The organism is Citreicoccus inhibens, from assembly GCF_019039035.1.
In the GTDB taxonomy this organism is placed as follows: Bacteria; Myxococcota; Myxococcia; order Myxococcales; family Myxococcaceae; genus Citreicoccus; species Citreicoccus inhibens.
Window position 1 is genome coordinate 57,186 of record NZ_JAHNZT010000022.1, and the last position, 15,447, is coordinate 72,632.

Genomic DNA, 15,447 nt, shown 5'->3' on the forward strand with positions numbered 1-15,447 from the left:
GCGCGCATGTCGAGTGGATACAGGAAAGCGGGAGCATCGAGTCGCCCGGAGGAGACTCGGATGGCGCCACCGGCCCCGGATGAGATTCCGGAGGACGGGCCCGACATGCGGACCGAGGAGCTCCAGCTCCTGATTCCCACCGAGGTGCGGCCGAAGTCTGGCGCGCCAGCCGCGCCACCGCCGCCCTCGCCGATGCGCGCGCCACCGCCGCCCTCGCCGATGCGCGCGTCGGCTGCTCCGCCACCACCGCGCGCGCCACCGCCGCCTTCGCCCCTGCGCGCACCGCCTCGTCCTCCGGTGGCGGGGGGCACGCGCGGGAGCACGCCTGTTCCCGTCACACGCATGGCGCCGCTGGAGGTGGGACTGCCCGGCCCGAGTCGGAACGCGGGCGCGCCCGTGCTGTCGCCGCTGCAAGGTCCCGGGGGCGCTCCGGGCGAAGACGAGCCCGCGTTCCGGACGATGTTCGCGACCCACTCGGCGCTGCTCGCGGACCGTCTGAAGGGCGAGCTGTCGACGAAGATGTACGGCCGCACGCCGCATCGAATCCTGCGCGTGGAGGAGCCCGAGGGGCCGAGCACGGCGGGTGGGTTGCTGGCCCGCCAGGCGCTGTCCTTGGTGCCGCGCAAGGGGACCGGGCCCGCACTGGTGTGCGGCTGGGTGGACGTGGCCAAGGGGCAGGCGGCGCTGCGCAACTTCGACGCGGTGGCGCGGCGCTTCGAGGCGCAGCACGGCGAGACGCTGGAGCTGGCGCCCGAGGAGTACGAGCGCTTCCTCCAGGACGTGGAGCACGTGCTCGCCACGGCGGCCATCAAGGTTCGCGTGCTGGTTCCGGACGAGTCGGTCCCCGCGCGGCCGAGCGTGGCGCAGGCGGTGCCCCCGCCCTCGGGGCTGCCGGCACGTTGGGTGTGGGTGTTCGTCACGTTCGCGTTTGGCGCGGGGATGTGGGCGGGCCACGTGCTGCGCTGAGGCTCGGGACGGTTGGCTGACTGCTCGTTCGAGGGGAGCGACATGGCGCGCCCTTCGTTATCTGAAGGGCAGTCCCGAGAGCAGGTGGCGGGAGCTAACGCCTCGCGTTAGTGGCTTCGCGCTTGACCCTGCTTTCGCCCAACCCTTAGAAGGCCCGCGACCCATGGCGACTCCCGACAGGTTTCCCCTCCCACAGGTCTCTGAGTCCACCCGGAAGCCCGAGTGGCTCAAGGTGCGCCTCCCGCACGGAGAGGGATACGAGCGGGTCAAAGCCATCGTGAAGCGCACGAAGCTGGCCACGGTGTGCGAAGAGGCCCGCTGCCCGAACATCGCGGAGTGCTGGGGCGGCGGCACCGCCACGGTGATGTTGATGGGCGAGGTCTGCACGCGCGCGTGCCGCTTCTGCCACGTCAAGGTGGGCGCGCCCCCTCCGTTGGACCCGATGGAGCCCATCCATCTGGCCCAGGCCGTCAAGGAGATGAACCTCGAGTACATCGTGGTCACCTCGGTGAACCGCGATGATCGCCCGGACGGAGGCGCCAGCCACTTCGCGTCGGCCATTCGCGAGCTGCGCCGCGAGAGCCCGCGCACCCTCGTCGAGGTGCTCATCCCCGACTTCAAGGGCGTGGAGAAGGACCTCACGACGGTGGCCGAGGCGCGACCGCACGTGGTGGCGCACAACGTGGAGACGGTGGAGCGGCTCACGCCCACGGTGCGCGATCGCCGCGCGACGTACCGTCAGTCCCTGCGCGTGCTGGAGTTCCTGAAGCACCGCCCCGAGGGCCTGTACACCAAGACGTCCGTCATGGTGGGCCTGGGCGAGACCGACGCCGAGCTGGAGCAGACCTTCAAGGACCTGCGCAGCGTGGGCGTGGACGTGCTCACGCTGGGGCAGTACCTGCAGCCGTCGCAGTACCACCTGCGGGTGGAGCGCTTCGTGTCACCGGCTCAGTTCGCGGAGTACAAGGCGCTGGCCGAGTCCATGGGCTTCCTCTACGTCGCGTCGGGGCCGCTGGTTCGCTCCAGCTACCGGGCGGCCGAGTTCTTCATGAAGGGCCTCATGGAGCGCGAGCGCATCGAGCGCCTGGGCTGAGCCCCGCCGCATTCCTTTTCTCTCGTCACGGAAAGACACACCCCACACATGGCGACTTTCGAATTCAAGCTCCCGGACCTTGGTGAAGGCGTGATGGAGGGGGAGCTGGTGAAGTGGCACGTGAAGGAGGGCGATCTGGTCAAGGAGGACCAGGTGCTCGCCGAGGTGATGACCGACAAGGCCACCGTCACGGTCCCCAGCCCCAAGGCCGGCCGCGTCATGAAGACGTTCGGCAAGGAAGGGGAGATGGCGAAGGTGCACCAGCTCCTGGCCATCCTGGAGATCGAGGGCGCGGCCCCGGCTCAGGCCGCGACTTCGCACGGCGCGGCGCCCGTGGCGGTGACTCCAGCGGCTGCACCGGCCGCGGTGGCGAGTGCTCCTGCGGCGGCGTCGAAGGTGCTCGCCACGCCGGTGACTCGGCGCATGGCGCGTGAGCATGGCCTCAATCTGGCGGAGATCCCCGGTACGGGGCCACAGGGGCGGGTGACGAAGGCGGATGTCGTCGCGGCCCTCGAGGGCGGCACGCAGCAGAAGAACGAGGTCTCGGCTCCCGCCGCGCAGCAGACTCGTCCCGCGGCTGCGCCGGTGGCTTCGGGCCGTACCGACGAGCGCATCCCGCTCCGGGGCCTGCGCAAGAAGATCGCGGAGAAGATGGTCCGCTCGAAGTTCACCATGCCGCACTTCGCCTTCGTGGAGGAGGTGGACGCGACGGACCTGGTGACGCTGCGCACGCGGCTCAACGCACAGCTCGCGTCGTCGGGTGACGGCACGAAGCTGACGTACCTGCCGTTCATCGTGAAGGCGACCATCGCCGCGCTGAAGAAGTTCCCGCACCTGAACGCCAACTTCGACGAGTCCACGCAGGAACTCGTGGTGCGCGGCGACTTCAACATCGGCATCGCGGTGGCGACGCCGGACGGGCTCACGGTGGCGGTGGTGCGGCACGCGGACCGGTTGCCGCTGGGCGAGCTGGCGAAGGAGATCTCCCGCCTGAGCAACGCCGCGCGTGATCGGAAGCTCAAGATGGAGGAGCTGACGGGTGGCACGTTCACCATCACCTCGCTCGGCCAGAGTGGTGGCCTCTTCGCCACGCCCATCATCAACCACCCCGAGGTGGGCATCATGGGCGTGCACAAGCTGAAGAAGCGCCCGGCGGTGAAGGATGATCAGATCGTCATCCGCGACATGATGAATCTGTCGCTGTCGTGCGATCACCGGGTCATCGATGGGGACGTGGCCGCGAGCTTCGTCTACGAGGTCATCAAGTATCTGGAGAAGCCGGACCTGCTCTTCCTCGCGATGTCGTGAGGTGACGTGAGTCGTTCCCGCGCGCCCGGCCTTGACGGGCGCGCGCAAGCCCGCCTGTCGGGAGGCCGGGAGGCGAGGCCCCTGTTCCGCGTCGGAGAGCGCGCGTCGGCGAGCCGGGACGGTTAGTCTTTCTCTTGTATGTCCGAGAACCCTCGCGACCTCCTTCGCGCCGCGCAGTCCGCCGAGAGCCAGGGCAACACGGCTCACGCTGTCGATTGCCTCCAGCGGGCGGCCGCGCTCTATCAGCGGGCGGGCATGGCCGCGCGCGCCGCACAGTTGCTCCGGCACGCGGAGCGGCTGGACGCGCCGCGAAGCGCAGGCTCGGACGCCGCGAATCGACTGATGGCGACGCGCCTCAGTCTGGACGTCGTGCATGCGGCGCACTCGCGGGAGTCCATCCGCGTCGAGGAGACCTCTGCACTGGATGCGCGTGAGCTGAACTCGCTGGAGTCCATCCGCACGGCACTGGATGCGGAGCCGTCGCACGCGGCGGATTCGGAGCGTTCGGAGTGGCGGCCTGAATCGGAGCCGGTGCGCTCCCTCGGGGGCGACGCGGAGTTCCTTGTGGGGACTCCTCAGTTCGATTCGGTACCGGAGTCCGAGGTGGAGGCTTCGCTGCGCCAGCGCCTCATTGACGAAGCGCTGCTCGCGGTGTCCGCTACCGATGCACGGAACGACGAGCCGACTGAGCAGGAGCGCTGGGTGCTCGATGCTCCAATCGAAGCGGATCTTCAGCGGTTGGAGGAGGTGCTGAAGGAGGCGCCCCCCCGGCGCGAAGGTCGCGGGCGTCGAGGCACTCCTCGTCTCATCGAGCGCGGTCCCGTTCGCGCGCCGGAGGAGGTCGAGGCGTGGTGCTCCTTCTGCTGCCGTCCGCGAGGAGAAGTGGGGGCGCTCGTCGCGAGCCCCGCGGGCGCGTTCATCTGTCGCGCTTGCTTGGATGAGTCCACGCGGCTTCTGTCCGAGGTGACCGCGGTTCCTCGGGCCGGGACCGCGCATGTCGCCTCTCCGCCCGTGGCGGTGGCGCCTGTGCGCGCGGGACAGGAGCGGCCGTTCGCGATGATCGCGGACGCCCTCCGCGCAGGGGCCCGCTGTGTCCTGCTCGTCGGGCTCGAAGGGAGCGGTAAGAGCACGTTGCTGGAGGCCTTCTCGAAGTCAGGCCAGGGGATCATGGCCACAGTGGGCTCGCTGGAGGAGGGGACTTCCGCGGAATGTCTCCTGGTGGAGGACGTGGATCGCCTGGGCCCTGCTTCGCAGCGCGCGTTGGCGGCGTTCCTGTCGAAGCCGTCGCGGTCTCCAGTTGTCCTCAGCGCGCGTGGGATACCCAAGTCAGCGGGGTGGACCTTGCGCGGCGATGCGGGCCGACTGTTCGTGCCCAGCACCGCGGGACTATCGGAAGCTGTCGAGGGCCGGATGCACCTTGCCGTGCTGGAGCACGTTCAGGGATTCGTTCCGTTGCCCATGCCCTCGCGGGCGGATTTCGTGGAGATGGCGAAGACGTGGCTGTCACAGCGCTCGCCCGCGATCTCCTTGTCCGAGGACGTGCTGGCCGCCTTCGCGGCCGAGGCTCTGCGTTCGCCGCGTGCGGGCCATGAGCTGCGCGCCCTCTTGTCTCGTGTCATCGCGGGCTCCTGGCGACTGGAGCCCCGCGCAAAGCCAGCCCGTGCCCGTGGCAGAGGGCGGCGGAAGGGCTCGTCGTGAACACCATCACCGTCTACCGGCTCGGCCGGGTTGAATACGAGGACGGCCTGCGCCTCATGCAGTTGCTGGGTGAAGCCCGCTTGCAGGGACAGGTGTCGGACTCGCTGTTGCTGCTGGAGCATCCGCCGGTCCTCACGCTCGGGCGCGCCGCCAGGCGCGAGAACATCACCGCCAGCGACGCGGACCTCGCGGCCGAGGGCGTGACGACCTTCGACACCAATCGCGGTGGGGACGTCACGTACCACGGGCCTGGGCAGATCGTCGGTTACCCCATCTTCCTCCTGCCCTCCGAACGCCAGGACGTGCGCCGCTACGTGCGCGACGTCGAGCGCTGCATCATCCAGTCGCTCGCCACCTTCGGCATCACGTCCGGCACCATCCCCAAGTGGCCGGGAGTCTGGGTCGGTGGCGAGGGCTCTCCGGATGCGCGGAAGATCGCCGCCATCGGCGTGCACCTGTCGCGCTGGCTCACCACGCATGGCTTCGCGCTGAACGTGAACACGCGACTGGAGCACTTCCAGCTCATCGTTCCCTGCGGCATTCGCGAGGCCGGGGTCACCTCCATGCAGCGCGAGCTGGGGCACGCGCTCGCCATTCCCGATGTGGAGGAGGTGCTCGCGCGCAACGTCTGCGAGGTGTTCGAGAGTCAGCGCATCGAGGCGCCCGAGCCCACGCGAACCGTGAGCGTGGCGGCCCTGCGCGGCCACGGTCCGGAGCTTCAAGTCCTGCTCCTGCGTCGGCGCCCCGAACGCGGAGGCTTCTGGCAGGTCGTCACCGGGAGGATCGAAGCAGGGGAGACGCCAGCGCAGGCCGCGGCCCGCGAGCTCGCGGAGGAGACGGGCCTGGTGCTCACTCCGATGGATCTCGACTACCGCCACGCCTTCGCGGTGGGGAACGCAGCCCCCCTGCGGCTCGTCCAAGAGCACGGCTTCGGCGCCCAGGGCGTGCCCGATGCGCGCGTTCGCCTGAGCCCGGAGCACGATGCCTTCGAGTGGGTAGACGTCCCCGCCGCGCTGGAGCGACTGCCCTTCGAGGGCCTGCGCGAGACGGTGCGGCGCGCGGTGGCGCGCTTCGCCCTCAGAGCTTGAGGACCATCGACTCCTTGGCCGCGATGGCCTCGGGGCGATGCTTGCGCACCTGGCGGACCAACTTGTCCATCTTCGCGTCGTCACGCGTGGGATCGTGATGGAAGAGGACGAGCGACTTCACGTCGCTGGCGTTGGCGGCGTGCACCGCCGCCTCCCAGGTGGAGTGGCCCCAGCCCGTGCGCGCGGGCCCGGTGCGGCCGTGGTACTCGTCCTCGGTGTACATCGAGTCGTAGATGAGCAGGTCGGCGCCGCGCGCGAAGTCGAAGAGGCGTGAGTCCAACTCGCTGCCGTGCTCGACATCCGTCGCGTACACGAGCGACCGTCCCTGGTAGTCCACGCGATAGCCGAGGTTGCCACCTGGGTGGTTGAGCTCCAGCGTGCGCACGCGCGCGGGGCCCACCTCGAGGACTTCGCCCGCCACCACGTCGCGGTACTCCACGCGCGCACGGAAGACCGCCTCCGCCGTCACCGGGAAGTACGGGGGCATCATCTGTCCGGCGAGAATCTGCTTCACCGACTGCCCGTTGCGAGGCGAGCCGAACAGGGTGATGGCGTTGTCCGGCCCGAACATGGGCGCGAAGAACGGCAGGCCCTGCAAATGGTCGTAGTGGTAGTGCGAGATGAAGATGGAGGCGTTGAGCGGCTTGAGCCCCAGCTCATCGCCCAGCGCTCGTGCGCCAGAGCCCAGGTCGAAGATGAGGAGTTCACCTCCGCACCGCACCTCCACGCAGGGCGTGTTGCCGCCGTAGCGCTTCGTCGCCGGACCTGGCGCGGGAATGGACCCGCGCACGCCCCAGAAGCGGACCTCGAAGGGACCTCGCGCCTTGTTGCGGGCCAGCGTGTTGCGTCCCTTCGCCGGGCGCTCAGCCGGTCTGGGCTTCCGTGTCGTCGTCCTCGGCGAAGAGCTCAATCAGGTGCCCCGTACGCTCACGCTTCGTCTTCAAGTAGTCGACGTTATGCGGATTGTGCTCGGTCCGGGAAGGGATTCGGCGACGTACCGGGATGCCTTCCTCCACCAGCCCCGCGATCTTCAGCGGGTTGTTGGTGATCAGATCCACGGAGCGTACATCCAGGCCGCGCAGCATCTCCGCCGCGATGTCGTAGGTGCGCAGATCATCCGCGAAGCCGAGCTGCCGGTTGGCCTCGTAGGTGTCCAGGCCCTTGGCCTGCAGCGCATAGGCCTTGATCTTGTTGCCCAGGCCAATTCCCCGGCCCTCCTGGCGCAGGTACAGGACCACCCCGAGCCCCTGCTGGGCGATGAAATCCAGCGACCGGTCGAGCTGCTGCCGGCAGTCGCACTTGAGGCTGCCAAAAACCTCGCTCGTGAGGCACTCGGAGTGGATCCGCACCGGGACCCCCTCCAGGCCCGTCACGTTGCCCACGGTCAGCGCCACGTGCTCCCGGCCATTGCGCTTGTCCCGGAACACGATGGTCCGCAGGACACCCCGCGCCGTGGGCACGTCCGCCTCGGAATACCGCTCCAGGAACTGGGTCGGCTTGCGGGTCGGCAGGACCTGTGGTGAGCGCGTGTCAGACATGGTGTGTCTTCTCCCGTTGCCGGACTCTCTTTGGGGTCGCCCTGGAATCATGTCAAGGCGACAGGGGAGGGCCCTTCGAACAAATCACGAGGTCAGATGCAACGCCCGGTCGTGTGTTCCTCATCCCACCCAGGACAGCGGGAGCAATTCCACATGGGCGCCATGAGCCAGGCTGTTGGCGGCCTGGGGGAAGTGGAGCAGGTGCGTGGCCAGGGCCGCTGACCTGAGAACACCCGAGGTCTGGGTGGCCAAGGGGTGCGCCCACAGCTCGCCCTCTCTCCAGGCCGCCGAGACCCGGATGAAGTGGGCCAGTCCCGGGGGCTTGGAGAGCGCGCCCTCCAGGCGGCCGGGTACTCGGGGTGGCTCCACCTGGACGTGGCCGAGCATGCGGCGCAGGGCGGGCCGGACGAACAGCTCGAACGTCACCAGGGAGGACGTGGGGTTGCCAGGCAGGCCCAGGAAGAGGGTGGCCCCTCGCGTGCCCACCAGCAGCGGCTTGCCGGGCTTGATGGCCACGCGCCAGAAGTGCCGCTGCACGCCGAGCGCCTCCAGGGCGTCCTTGACGAAGTCCCGCTCGCCCACGGAGACGCCCGCGCTGGTGAGGACCACGTCGAAGCCCTCGGCCCGAGCGAGGGCGGCCTCCACGTCCGCGCGCGTGTCCCGGGCGATGCCCAGGAGGCTCGCAACACCTCCCGCGCGCCGCACGGCCAGCGCCAGCGCGGGGGCGTTGGTGTCGACGATGCGGCCTTCCGGCGGTTCGTCCGGGCGGCACAGCTCATCGCCCGTGGAGAGGATGGCCACCCGAGGGCGCCGCGGCACCCGCGCCGCGCCGAGCCCCTGCGCCCACAAGAGCCCCAGTTCGGGGATGCCCAGGGGCGTGCCACGCGGCAGGAGGACCTCGCCGGCGCGAGCCTCCTCACCCCGGGGCCGCACGAAGGTCCCCACCGCCACGGCTTCCAGGATGTCCACCGCGTCTCCAGGCCCCTCGGCCGCGCGGGTCTTCTCGCGCATCACCACCGCGTCCGTGCCGGGGGGCAGCGGCGCACCGGTCATGATCCGCGCGCACTCACCATCCTGGAGGGGCCGTGTGGGCACGTGGCCGGCATAGACCGTCTCGCCCACGGAGAGCCGGACGGGGAGGGGCCGGGTGAGGTCCGCCGCGCGCACGGCGTACCCGTCCATGGCCGAGTTGTCCCAAGGCGGGAGCGTGCGGCGCGCGACCACGTCCTCGGCCAGCGCCCGCCCCAGCGCGTCATCCAGCGGGACCCACTCTGGGGAGAGCGGGTCCACGCGCTCCAGCACGCGGGCTCGGGCGTCCTCCACGGGCAAGAGGGCGGGGGCGTCAGTCATGGCGGATTTATAGTCCCGAGCGCGCGTCACGGGGGCGTTTTCACGACCAAAGTCCGTGGGAAAATCAAGTGTTAGTTTGACAGCCCTCCTGATCATCGTTACAAGCAATCGTGATCGCGAGGCCCGCGTCCCACTCGGGGGCGTCCCGCCAACCCGTTGATAAGACACGGGAACTTTCAAGGAGACGGCGTCGATGGCCAAGCCCAAGTCCGGGGCGAAGAAGGCGACTCCCGCTGCCAAGGCTGGTGCCAAGCCCGCCGCAAAGAAGGACAAGGCAGCCCGGCTGGACCTGATCAAGAACGCCTCCAAGAAGGTGGCGAAGGTCGAGGCGAAGCCGGCGAAGGCGCCCTCCGAGGGTACGAAGGGCAAGGCCGCAGCGGCGAAGAAGGTTCCCGCCGAGAAGGCCAAGCCTGAGAAGGCCGAGAAGGTCGTGGAGGCCAAGGGCAAGGCGAAGGCCGCGTCGGGGATGAAGGCCGCCGCGCCCGCCGCCAAGGCGGTGGGCAAGACCCCCGCCGCCAAGGCCGCCCCCGCCGAGGCTCCCGCTGGCAAGAAGGCGACGGGCAAGGGCGCCAAGGGCGCTGCCGCGGCCCCTGCGGCTCCGGCCGTGGATCGCCCCCGTCCTCGCGCCACCAAGCTCCCTCCTCCCGGCGAGCCCCTGACCAAGCGTGAGATGGAGCAGCTCCTCACGGCTGGCGAGGGCCGGGGTGTCATGGGCGAGGGCAGCCTCAAGGGCCGCCTCATCGTGAACGGCGAGATGCCGCATCTGGTCGTGGTGGGCCGGGACAAGCGCGAGCTGCTGTTCCTGCTCCAGGGCCCGGACCAGGAGGTGCTGCCGGCGTACGTGGACCACAAGGTCTCCGTCAGCGGCCTCATCCGCAAGACCACCAACCACAGCGGCGTGGTGGACGTGCGCAAGTACTCGGCGAAGAAGCCTGAGGTCGAGGTCCCGGAGGTCGTTCCGGTCGAGACCGAGCCCAAGCTGCGCTACCTGTCGCCAGGTGAGGTGTCGATGCTGGTGGCCGCGGGCATGGGCGCCGGCATCAAGGGCTTCGCCAGCATCCGGGGCAACCTGGAGATGACGGGCGAGGAGTACGTGCTCGTCGTGTCCAACGGAGGCACGCGCCAGCAGGTGTCCTTCATCGTGGAGGGCAAGGCGGCCGGTAAGGGGCTGCGCAAGTTTGTCGGTCAGACGCTGCAGGTGACGGGCGTCGTGGACAAGCTGGCTGGCTGGGGTGGGCGCATCGGCGCTGAGACCGTGGAGCCTCGGCCCTCCGAAGCGCGCGCGGTTCTTCGCGACGAGATGGAGATCGTTCACATCGAGGGCGAGGTGCCCACGAGCGTGGACGTGAAGCTCAACCACGGCCTCACCGTGCGCCTGCCCGAGCAGCCCGGCGCCACCTGGGCCATCGAGCCCACCATCGCCAAGCGCGTAGGTCTGCGCGAGGCGAACTTCGAGTCGGGTGCCAGTGGCGGCGGCCAGGCGACCCGCGAATTCTTCTTCACGCCGCGAAACCCCGGCACCTTCGAAGTGGAGTTCTTCCTGGCCAAGGCCTTCATGCCCGGTCAGGTCGAGCGCTCCTTCAAGATCAACGTGACGGTCAAGCCCTGAGACGTGGAAGTGCCGCGCGCCCCCCACCCGGACCGAATGGGACCGGGGGGGCGAGCGCTCGCCGGGGGGTTCTCGCCCGGCCACTCCGGGCCTACCCGTTCCCGTAGCGGCCGAGCCGCATCCCTCCCGTGACTCTGACTCCCGAACATCTCAAGCAACTCCTCGCTGACGCCGATCACCCCCTTGGGGTGAAGGAACTCCTGCGCCTCGCGGGTCTGCACCCTGGCCAGCAGACCGCGCTCAAGCGCGCCCTTCGCGACCTGGTTCGCCAAGGCGACATCGCCAAGGACGGCAAGCGCTTCCGCCTCAACGTCGTCTCCCAGTCCCCGCGCCCTGAGCGCTCCCCCACGCGTGGTGGACGCGCCGAGCGTGAGCGCCCCCGTCCTCCAGGCCGCCTGTCGCGCGCCCCTGCCTCGCAGGACGACTGGGACGCCGATGGTGAGTCCACGGTGGAGGGAACGCTCCACGTCCACCGCGACGGCTTCGGCTTCGTGCACCCCGTTTCGGGGGAGGGGGAGAACATCTTCCTGCCTCCGCATGAAGCGCAGCGGGCGCTCGACAACGACCGCGTGGTGGTCGAGGTGTCGGGGCGTCCCGGTCGCTTCGAGGGGCGGCTGATCCGCGTCGTCGAACGGCGGCGCGAGCTGGCGGTGGGGACCTACGTGACGCATGGCCGTCACGGACTCGTCGTGCCCACGGACGCGAGCCTGCCGGGGCCCATTCGCGTGCCGCTCACGCAGATGGCGCGAGACGGCGACCTGGTGAAGGTGCGACTGGGCATTGGCGCGAATCTGCTCTCCCCGGGACGGGATCTCATCGGTGAGGTCGCGGGTTCGCTCGGGCGCCCCGGTACGCCCAGCGCCGAGGTGATTGGCATCGCGTACTCCCAGGGCTTCTCCGATGAGTTCCCTCCGGAGGTCATGGACGAGGCGGACGCCTTCGAGGTGCGCGTGTCCGAGGAGGAGGCGCGCGGCGAGCAGCGGAAGGATTTGCGCGCGCTGCCGCTCGTCACCATCGACGGAGAGGACGCGCGGGACTTCGACGACGCGGTGTACGCCGAGCCCCACGGGAATGGCTGGCGGCTGGTGGTGGCCATCGCGGACGTGACGCATTACGTGCGTGAGCGCCGCGCGCTGGATACCGAGGCCTTGCGCCGCGCGACGTCCGTGTACCTGCCGGATCGCGTCCTGCCCATGCTCCCCGAGCGCCTGAGTAACGGCATCTGCTCGCTGCGTCCGGACGAGGACCGTCTGTGCATGGTGGCGGACATGACGTTCGATGCGCGGGGCCACCGGCGCTCGTCGGAGCTGTATCCGGCGGTGATGCGCAGCGTGGCGCGGTGCACGTACAACGAGGTGCAGGACGTCCTCGATGACAAGGACGTGCCGCACCGCAACGCCTTCAAGCCGCACTTCCAGCAGCTCATGGCCTTGGCGCGCGCGTTGATGGGCATGCGCAAGGATCGCGGCGCCATCGACTTCGATTTGCCGGAGCACAAGGTGGTGCTGGGCCCGGATGGCCTGCCCGAGCGCATGGACAAGCGCGAGCGCAAGGACAGCCATCGACTCATCGAGGAGTGCATGCTCGCCGCCAACGAGGCGGTCGCAGCGTTCTTCCAAGATGAAGGCCTGCCCACGGTGTACCGGTTCCATGGCGAGCCGGACCCCGACAAGCTGGCGGCCTTCGCCGCGCTCGCGCAGGCCTATGGCTTCGTGCTCCACATCGAGGATGGCGTGTCCTCGAAGGAACTGGACGCCTTCGTCAGTCAACTGGAGGGCCACCCCGAGCAGAGGGCGCTCAACCAGCTGCTGCTCCGCTCGATGATGCAGGCGGTCTACACGTCCTCGCGCGTGGGCCACTACGGGCTCGCGGCGGAGTACTACCTGCACTTCACCTCGCCCATCCGGCGCTACCCGGACTTGCTGGTGCACCGGTTGCTGAAGGCGCACTGGGCTCGCAAGGGGCGCAAGCCCACCGAGGCGCAGTTGGAGCGCGAGGAGGAGCGGCTGGAGGACATGGCCGTGCAGTGCTCCGAGCGCGAGCGCGCCGCCATGCAGGTCGAGCGCGAGGTGGTGTCCTTCTACGCGGCCTTGATGATGGAAGACCGGGTGGGCGAGGAGTTCGACGCCACCGTGGCGGGCATCGCCGACTTCGGCTTCTTCGTGGAGCTGGACACGGTGCACGTCGAGGGGCTGGTGAAGGCGGAGACGCTGGGGCCGGGCTCGAAGCTGGACAAGCGCGTGCACGCCCTCGTGTACCCGAACGGGCGCCGCGTCCGCGTGGGCCAGGCGCTGCGCGTGCGGTTGGTGTCAGCGAATCCCACGTCGCGGAAGATCGACTTCGAGGCGCTCCAGTTCGCGGGAGAGGCCCCGCTGCCCAGCCGCGGTGGCTTCGCGCCACCCCGCCGTCGCCGAGAGTGGGCTCCGCCCGCGCCGGCTCCCGCGCACCGGCCTGGCGAGCGCGCGAAGCGGCCTGGACGCCGCGAGCGCGAGGCCGCGAAGTCAGGGCGGCCCTGGATGCCTCCCCCCGCGGACTCAGATGTGGCGAAGGCGCTGGAGGCGCTTCCCGAGCCCATCGCGGAGGCGCTGCCGTGGACCGAGCCGGAGCCCACGCGCCCTCGCGGGCGCTTCAGCCGAGAGGGGCGTCGCGAAGAGGCCGCTCCCGCGCGCGGGCCTCGCTCCCGTTCCGTCGAGGCGGAGGCGTCCACGACACGTTGGCCGGGGATGGAGTCCACGCCGGCGCCCGCGACGCCGAAGCGGCGCATGTTCGTGCGCCCGGCGGCTGTGCCCACGGCTCCGAGTGAGTCTCCTGTTTCCGCTGAACCGACTCCCGAGGTGCCTGAGTCGGAGTCGCTTGCCTCGGGTGAGGCATCACCCTCGCCGCATCCGGGCTTCGACCGCATCCGGGCCCTGGCCTCGCAGCGCAAGTGGGATGCGTCGCGGGGGCGCGAGGTGGGCACGGAGCCGCGCGGTCCGGCGGACTCGGGCGGGTGGGCTCCGCGTGATGCGGGCGCGCTTGCGCCGCGCAAGAAGGTGAAGGCTGGCGGCGCGAAGAAGTCGAGCGGTGGAATGTCGCGCGCTCCCAAGAAGTCCGTGGGACGCTCCAAGAAGTCCCCCGGGCGCAAGCGCTGACCCGGGTCGGACCGACCCCGCGGGGCTGCGTGCCCCACGGGGAACCATCAAGGAGGACATGTGGGTGCTGCCCGCGTCGTGGGACTGATGCTCGTCGTGGTGGGGGGCGTGCTGCTGTGGACGGGAATGAAAGCCCGCGACTCCTTGTCGGAGCGCGCGACGGAGCTGCTCACCGGCCGCAACAGTGACACGACGACGGGCTACCTGGCGGGCGGCGGGGCGGCGCTGGTGGGCGGGCTCGCCCTGCTCGTGCTGGGCGGTGGGCGGCGGCGTTAGCTTCTGACTTCGTCGGCACCCAGCGCGGAGGAGCGGAGCACCATGGCGGCAGAGCGGGCTGCGAGCGACTGGCGGTTCATGCTTCGGGCGCTGGGTCACCGCAACTACCGCCTCTTCTTCTCGGGGCAGAGCGTCTCGCTCATCGGGACGTGGCTGACGCGGGTGGCGACGAGCTGGTTGGTGTATCGCTTGAGTGGCTCGGCGATGCTCCTGGGCGTGGTGGGCTTCTGCGGACAGCTCCCCACGTTCCTGGTCGCGCCGTTCGCGGGTGTGCTGGCGGACCGCTGGAATCGGCACCGCGTGCTGGTGTGGACGCAAGTGCTGGCGATGCTCCAGTCGTTCGCGCTGGCGGCCCTGGCGCTCTCCGGCGTCATCGCCGTGTGGCACATCGTCGTGCTGAGCGTCGTTCAAGGCGTCATCAATGCGTTCGACATCCCCGCGCGACAGTCCTTCGTGGTGGAGATGATTGATGCGCGTGAGGACCTGCCCAATGCCATCGCGCTCAACTCCAGCATGTTCAATGCGGCGCGCCTGCTGGGGCCCTCGGTGGCGGGCGCGCTCGTGGCCGCGGTGGGGGAGGGGGGCTGCTTCCTCATTGATGGGTTCAGCTATCTGGCGGTGATCGCCTCGCTGCTGGCCATGCGCGTGCGCCCTCGGGCGCCGAACGCGCAGCACCAGCACGTGCTCTCGGAGCTTCGCGAGGGCTTCCGTTACGCCTACCACTTCCCGCCCATCCGCACGGTGCTCGCGCTGCTGGCGGTGATGAGCCTCATGGGCACGCCCTACACGGTGCTGATGCCCATCATCGCCTCGAAGGTGCTCCAGGGTGGAGCGAACGTGCTGGGCTGGCTCATGGCGGCCTCGGGGCTGGGCGCGCTCATTGGCGCCATCTTCCTCGCATCGCGCCGCTCCGTGCGGGGCCTGGGCCGTGTCATCGTCACCACCGCGGCGGTGTTCGGCGTGGGGCAGCTCGCGTTCTCGCTCTCGCGCGGGTTGGTGCTGTCGCTGGTGACGCTCGTGGCGACGGGCTTCGGGATGATGGTGACGATGGCCGCGTGCAACACCGTCCTGCAGACCATCGTCGAGGAGCGCATGCGCGGGCGCGTCATGAGCTTCTACTCCATGGCCTTCATGGGGACGGTGCCGTTCGGCAGTCTGTTGGCGGGCTCGCTCGCGTCGCGGGTGGGGGCTCCCTTCACCATCGCGCTGGGCGGGGCGGCGTGCATCGTCGCCGCGGTGTTGTTCCGGTGGCGACTGCCGTCGCTGCGCGAGCACGTGCGCCCCATCTACGCGCGCCTGGGCATCATCCCAGCCGAGGTGGCGTCGGGGATGGCGGCGGGGGCGGAGCGCACCGGTCCTCAAGAGTCGTGAGGATGTGACAGGGCCCGGA

12 protein-coding genes are annotated in these 15,447 nt (G+C 69.8%); 9 read left to right on the top strand and 3 right to left on the bottom strand.

Going from position 1 to position 15,447, the window contains the following annotated elements; genetic code table 11:
• Positions 1-60: 60 nt before the first annotated feature.
• From KRR26_RS23435 to lipB, 5 genes are all read left to right on the top strand, one after another.
• The gene (locus KRR26_RS23435; protein WP_236069093.1) at positions 61-966 is read left to right on the top strand and encodes a hypothetical protein; all 906 of its coding nucleotides are present in this window, start codon (positions 61-63) and stop codon (positions 964-966) included.
• 163 nt (positions 967-1,129) lie between these two features.
• Positions 1,130-2,059, top strand: a complete 930-nt coding sequence (lipA, locus tag KRR26_RS23440) for a lipoyl synthase (RefSeq protein ID WP_120203581.1) — start codon at positions 1,130-1,132, stop codon at positions 2,057-2,059.
• A 48-nt stretch (positions 2,060-2,107) separates the two neighbouring features.
• Positions 2,108-3,367: a dihydrolipoamide acetyltransferase family protein gene (locus KRR26_RS23445; RefSeq protein ID WP_217080880.1), complete on the top strand. Its 1,260-nt coding sequence runs from the start codon at positions 2,108-2,110 to the stop codon at positions 3,365-3,367.
• Positions 3,368-3,505: 138 nt separating this feature from the next.
• Entirely contained in the window at positions 3,506-5,065 is a 1,560-nt protein-coding gene (locus KRR26_RS23450) for a ClpX C4-type zinc finger protein (RefSeq protein WP_217080881.1), read from the top strand.
• A complete protein-coding gene (gene lipB / locus KRR26_RS23455) occupies positions 5,062-6,153 on the top strand; it encodes a lipoyl(octanoyl) transferase LipB (protein WP_217080882.1) in 1,092 nt (363 codons plus the stop codon). Before KRR26_RS23450 ends, lipB begins: the two co-directional genes overlap by 4 nt.
• Here the strand turns inward: lipB and KRR26_RS23460 are convergent.
• The 3 genes from KRR26_RS23460 to KRR26_RS23470 form a co-directional block, all read right to left on the bottom strand.
• Positions 6,143-6,943, bottom strand: a complete 801-nt coding sequence (locus KRR26_RS23460; RefSeq protein ID WP_328707197.1) for an MBL fold metallo-hydrolase — start codon at positions 6,941-6,943, stop codon at positions 6,143-6,145. The two genes, lipB and KRR26_RS23460, sit on opposite strands and share 11 nt — an antisense overlap.
• Positions 6,944-7,016: 73 nt before the next feature.
• Positions 7,017-7,691 carry a GTP cyclohydrolase II gene (gene ribA / locus KRR26_RS23465; protein ID WP_217080884.1) on the bottom strand — a complete coding sequence of 225 codons (675 nt, stop codon included), beginning with the start codon at positions 7,689-7,691 and terminating at the stop codon, positions 7,017-7,019.
• A 120-nt stretch (positions 7,692-7,811) separates the two neighbouring features.
• Positions 7,812-9,041 carry a molybdopterin molybdotransferase MoeA gene (locus KRR26_RS23470; RefSeq protein ID WP_217080885.1) on the bottom strand — a complete coding sequence of 410 codons (1,230 nt, stop codon included), beginning with the start codon at positions 9,039-9,041 and terminating at the stop codon, positions 7,812-7,814.
• Between the two features lie 193 nt (positions 9,042-9,234).
• Between KRR26_RS23470 and KRR26_RS23475 the strand changes: the two genes are divergently transcribed.
• From KRR26_RS23475 to KRR26_RS23490, 4 genes are all read left to right on the top strand, one after another.
• Complete coding sequence (locus tag KRR26_RS23475) at positions 9,235-10,650, top strand: protease inhibitor I42 family protein (RefSeq protein WP_120203593.1); 1,416 nt, start codon at positions 9,235-9,237, stop codon at positions 10,648-10,650.
• 128 nt (positions 10,651-10,778) lie between these two features.
• The gene (gene rnr / locus KRR26_RS23480; protein ID WP_217080886.1) at positions 10,779-13,781 is read left to right on the top strand and encodes a ribonuclease R; all 3,003 of its coding nucleotides are present in this window, start codon (positions 10,779-10,781) and stop codon (positions 13,779-13,781) included.
• A 60-nt stretch (positions 13,782-13,841) separates the two neighbouring features.
• Positions 13,842-14,057 carry a DUF3185 family protein gene (locus KRR26_RS23485; RefSeq protein ID WP_217080887.1) on the top strand — a complete coding sequence of 72 codons (216 nt, stop codon included), beginning with the start codon at positions 13,842-13,844 and terminating at the stop codon, positions 14,055-14,057.
• Between the two features lie 42 nt (positions 14,058-14,099).
• Complete coding sequence (locus KRR26_RS23490) at positions 14,100-15,428, top strand: MFS transporter (protein ID WP_236069095.1); 1,329 nt, start codon at positions 14,100-14,102, stop codon at positions 15,426-15,428.
• Positions 15,429-15,447 lie beyond the last annotated feature (19 nt).

Excerpts from the sequence above, each read along its gene's own strand:
- KRR26_RS23435 (WP_236069093.1), top strand. The coding sequence starts at position 61 with ATGGCGCCACCGGCCCCGGATGAGATTCCGGAGGACGGGCCCGACATG.
- lipA (WP_120203581.1), top strand. The coding sequence starts at position 1,130 with ATGGCGACTCCCGACAGGTTTCCCCTCCCACAGGTCTCTGAGTCCACC.
- KRR26_RS23445 (WP_217080880.1), top strand. The coding sequence starts at position 2,108 with ATGGCGACTTTCGAATTCAAGCTCCCGGACCTTGGTGAAGGCGTGATG.
- KRR26_RS23450 (WP_217080881.1), top strand. The coding sequence starts at position 3,506 with ATGTCCGAGAACCCTCGCGACCTCCTTCGCGCCGCGCAGTCCGCCGAG.
- ribA (WP_217080884.1), bottom strand. The coding sequence starts at position 7,691 with ATGTCTGACACGCGCTCACCACAGGTCCTGCCGACCCGCAAGCCGACC.
- KRR26_RS23470 (WP_217080885.1), bottom strand. The coding sequence starts at position 9,041 with ATGACTGACGCCCCCGCCCTCTTGCCCGTGGAGGACGCCCGAGCCCGC.
- KRR26_RS23475 (WP_120203593.1), top strand. The coding sequence starts at position 9,235 with ATGGCCAAGCCCAAGTCCGGGGCGAAGAAGGCGACTCCCGCTGCCAAG.
- KRR26_RS23490 (WP_236069095.1), top strand. The coding sequence starts at position 14,100 with ATGGCGGCAGAGCGGGCTGCGAGCGACTGGCGGTTCATGCTTCGGGCG.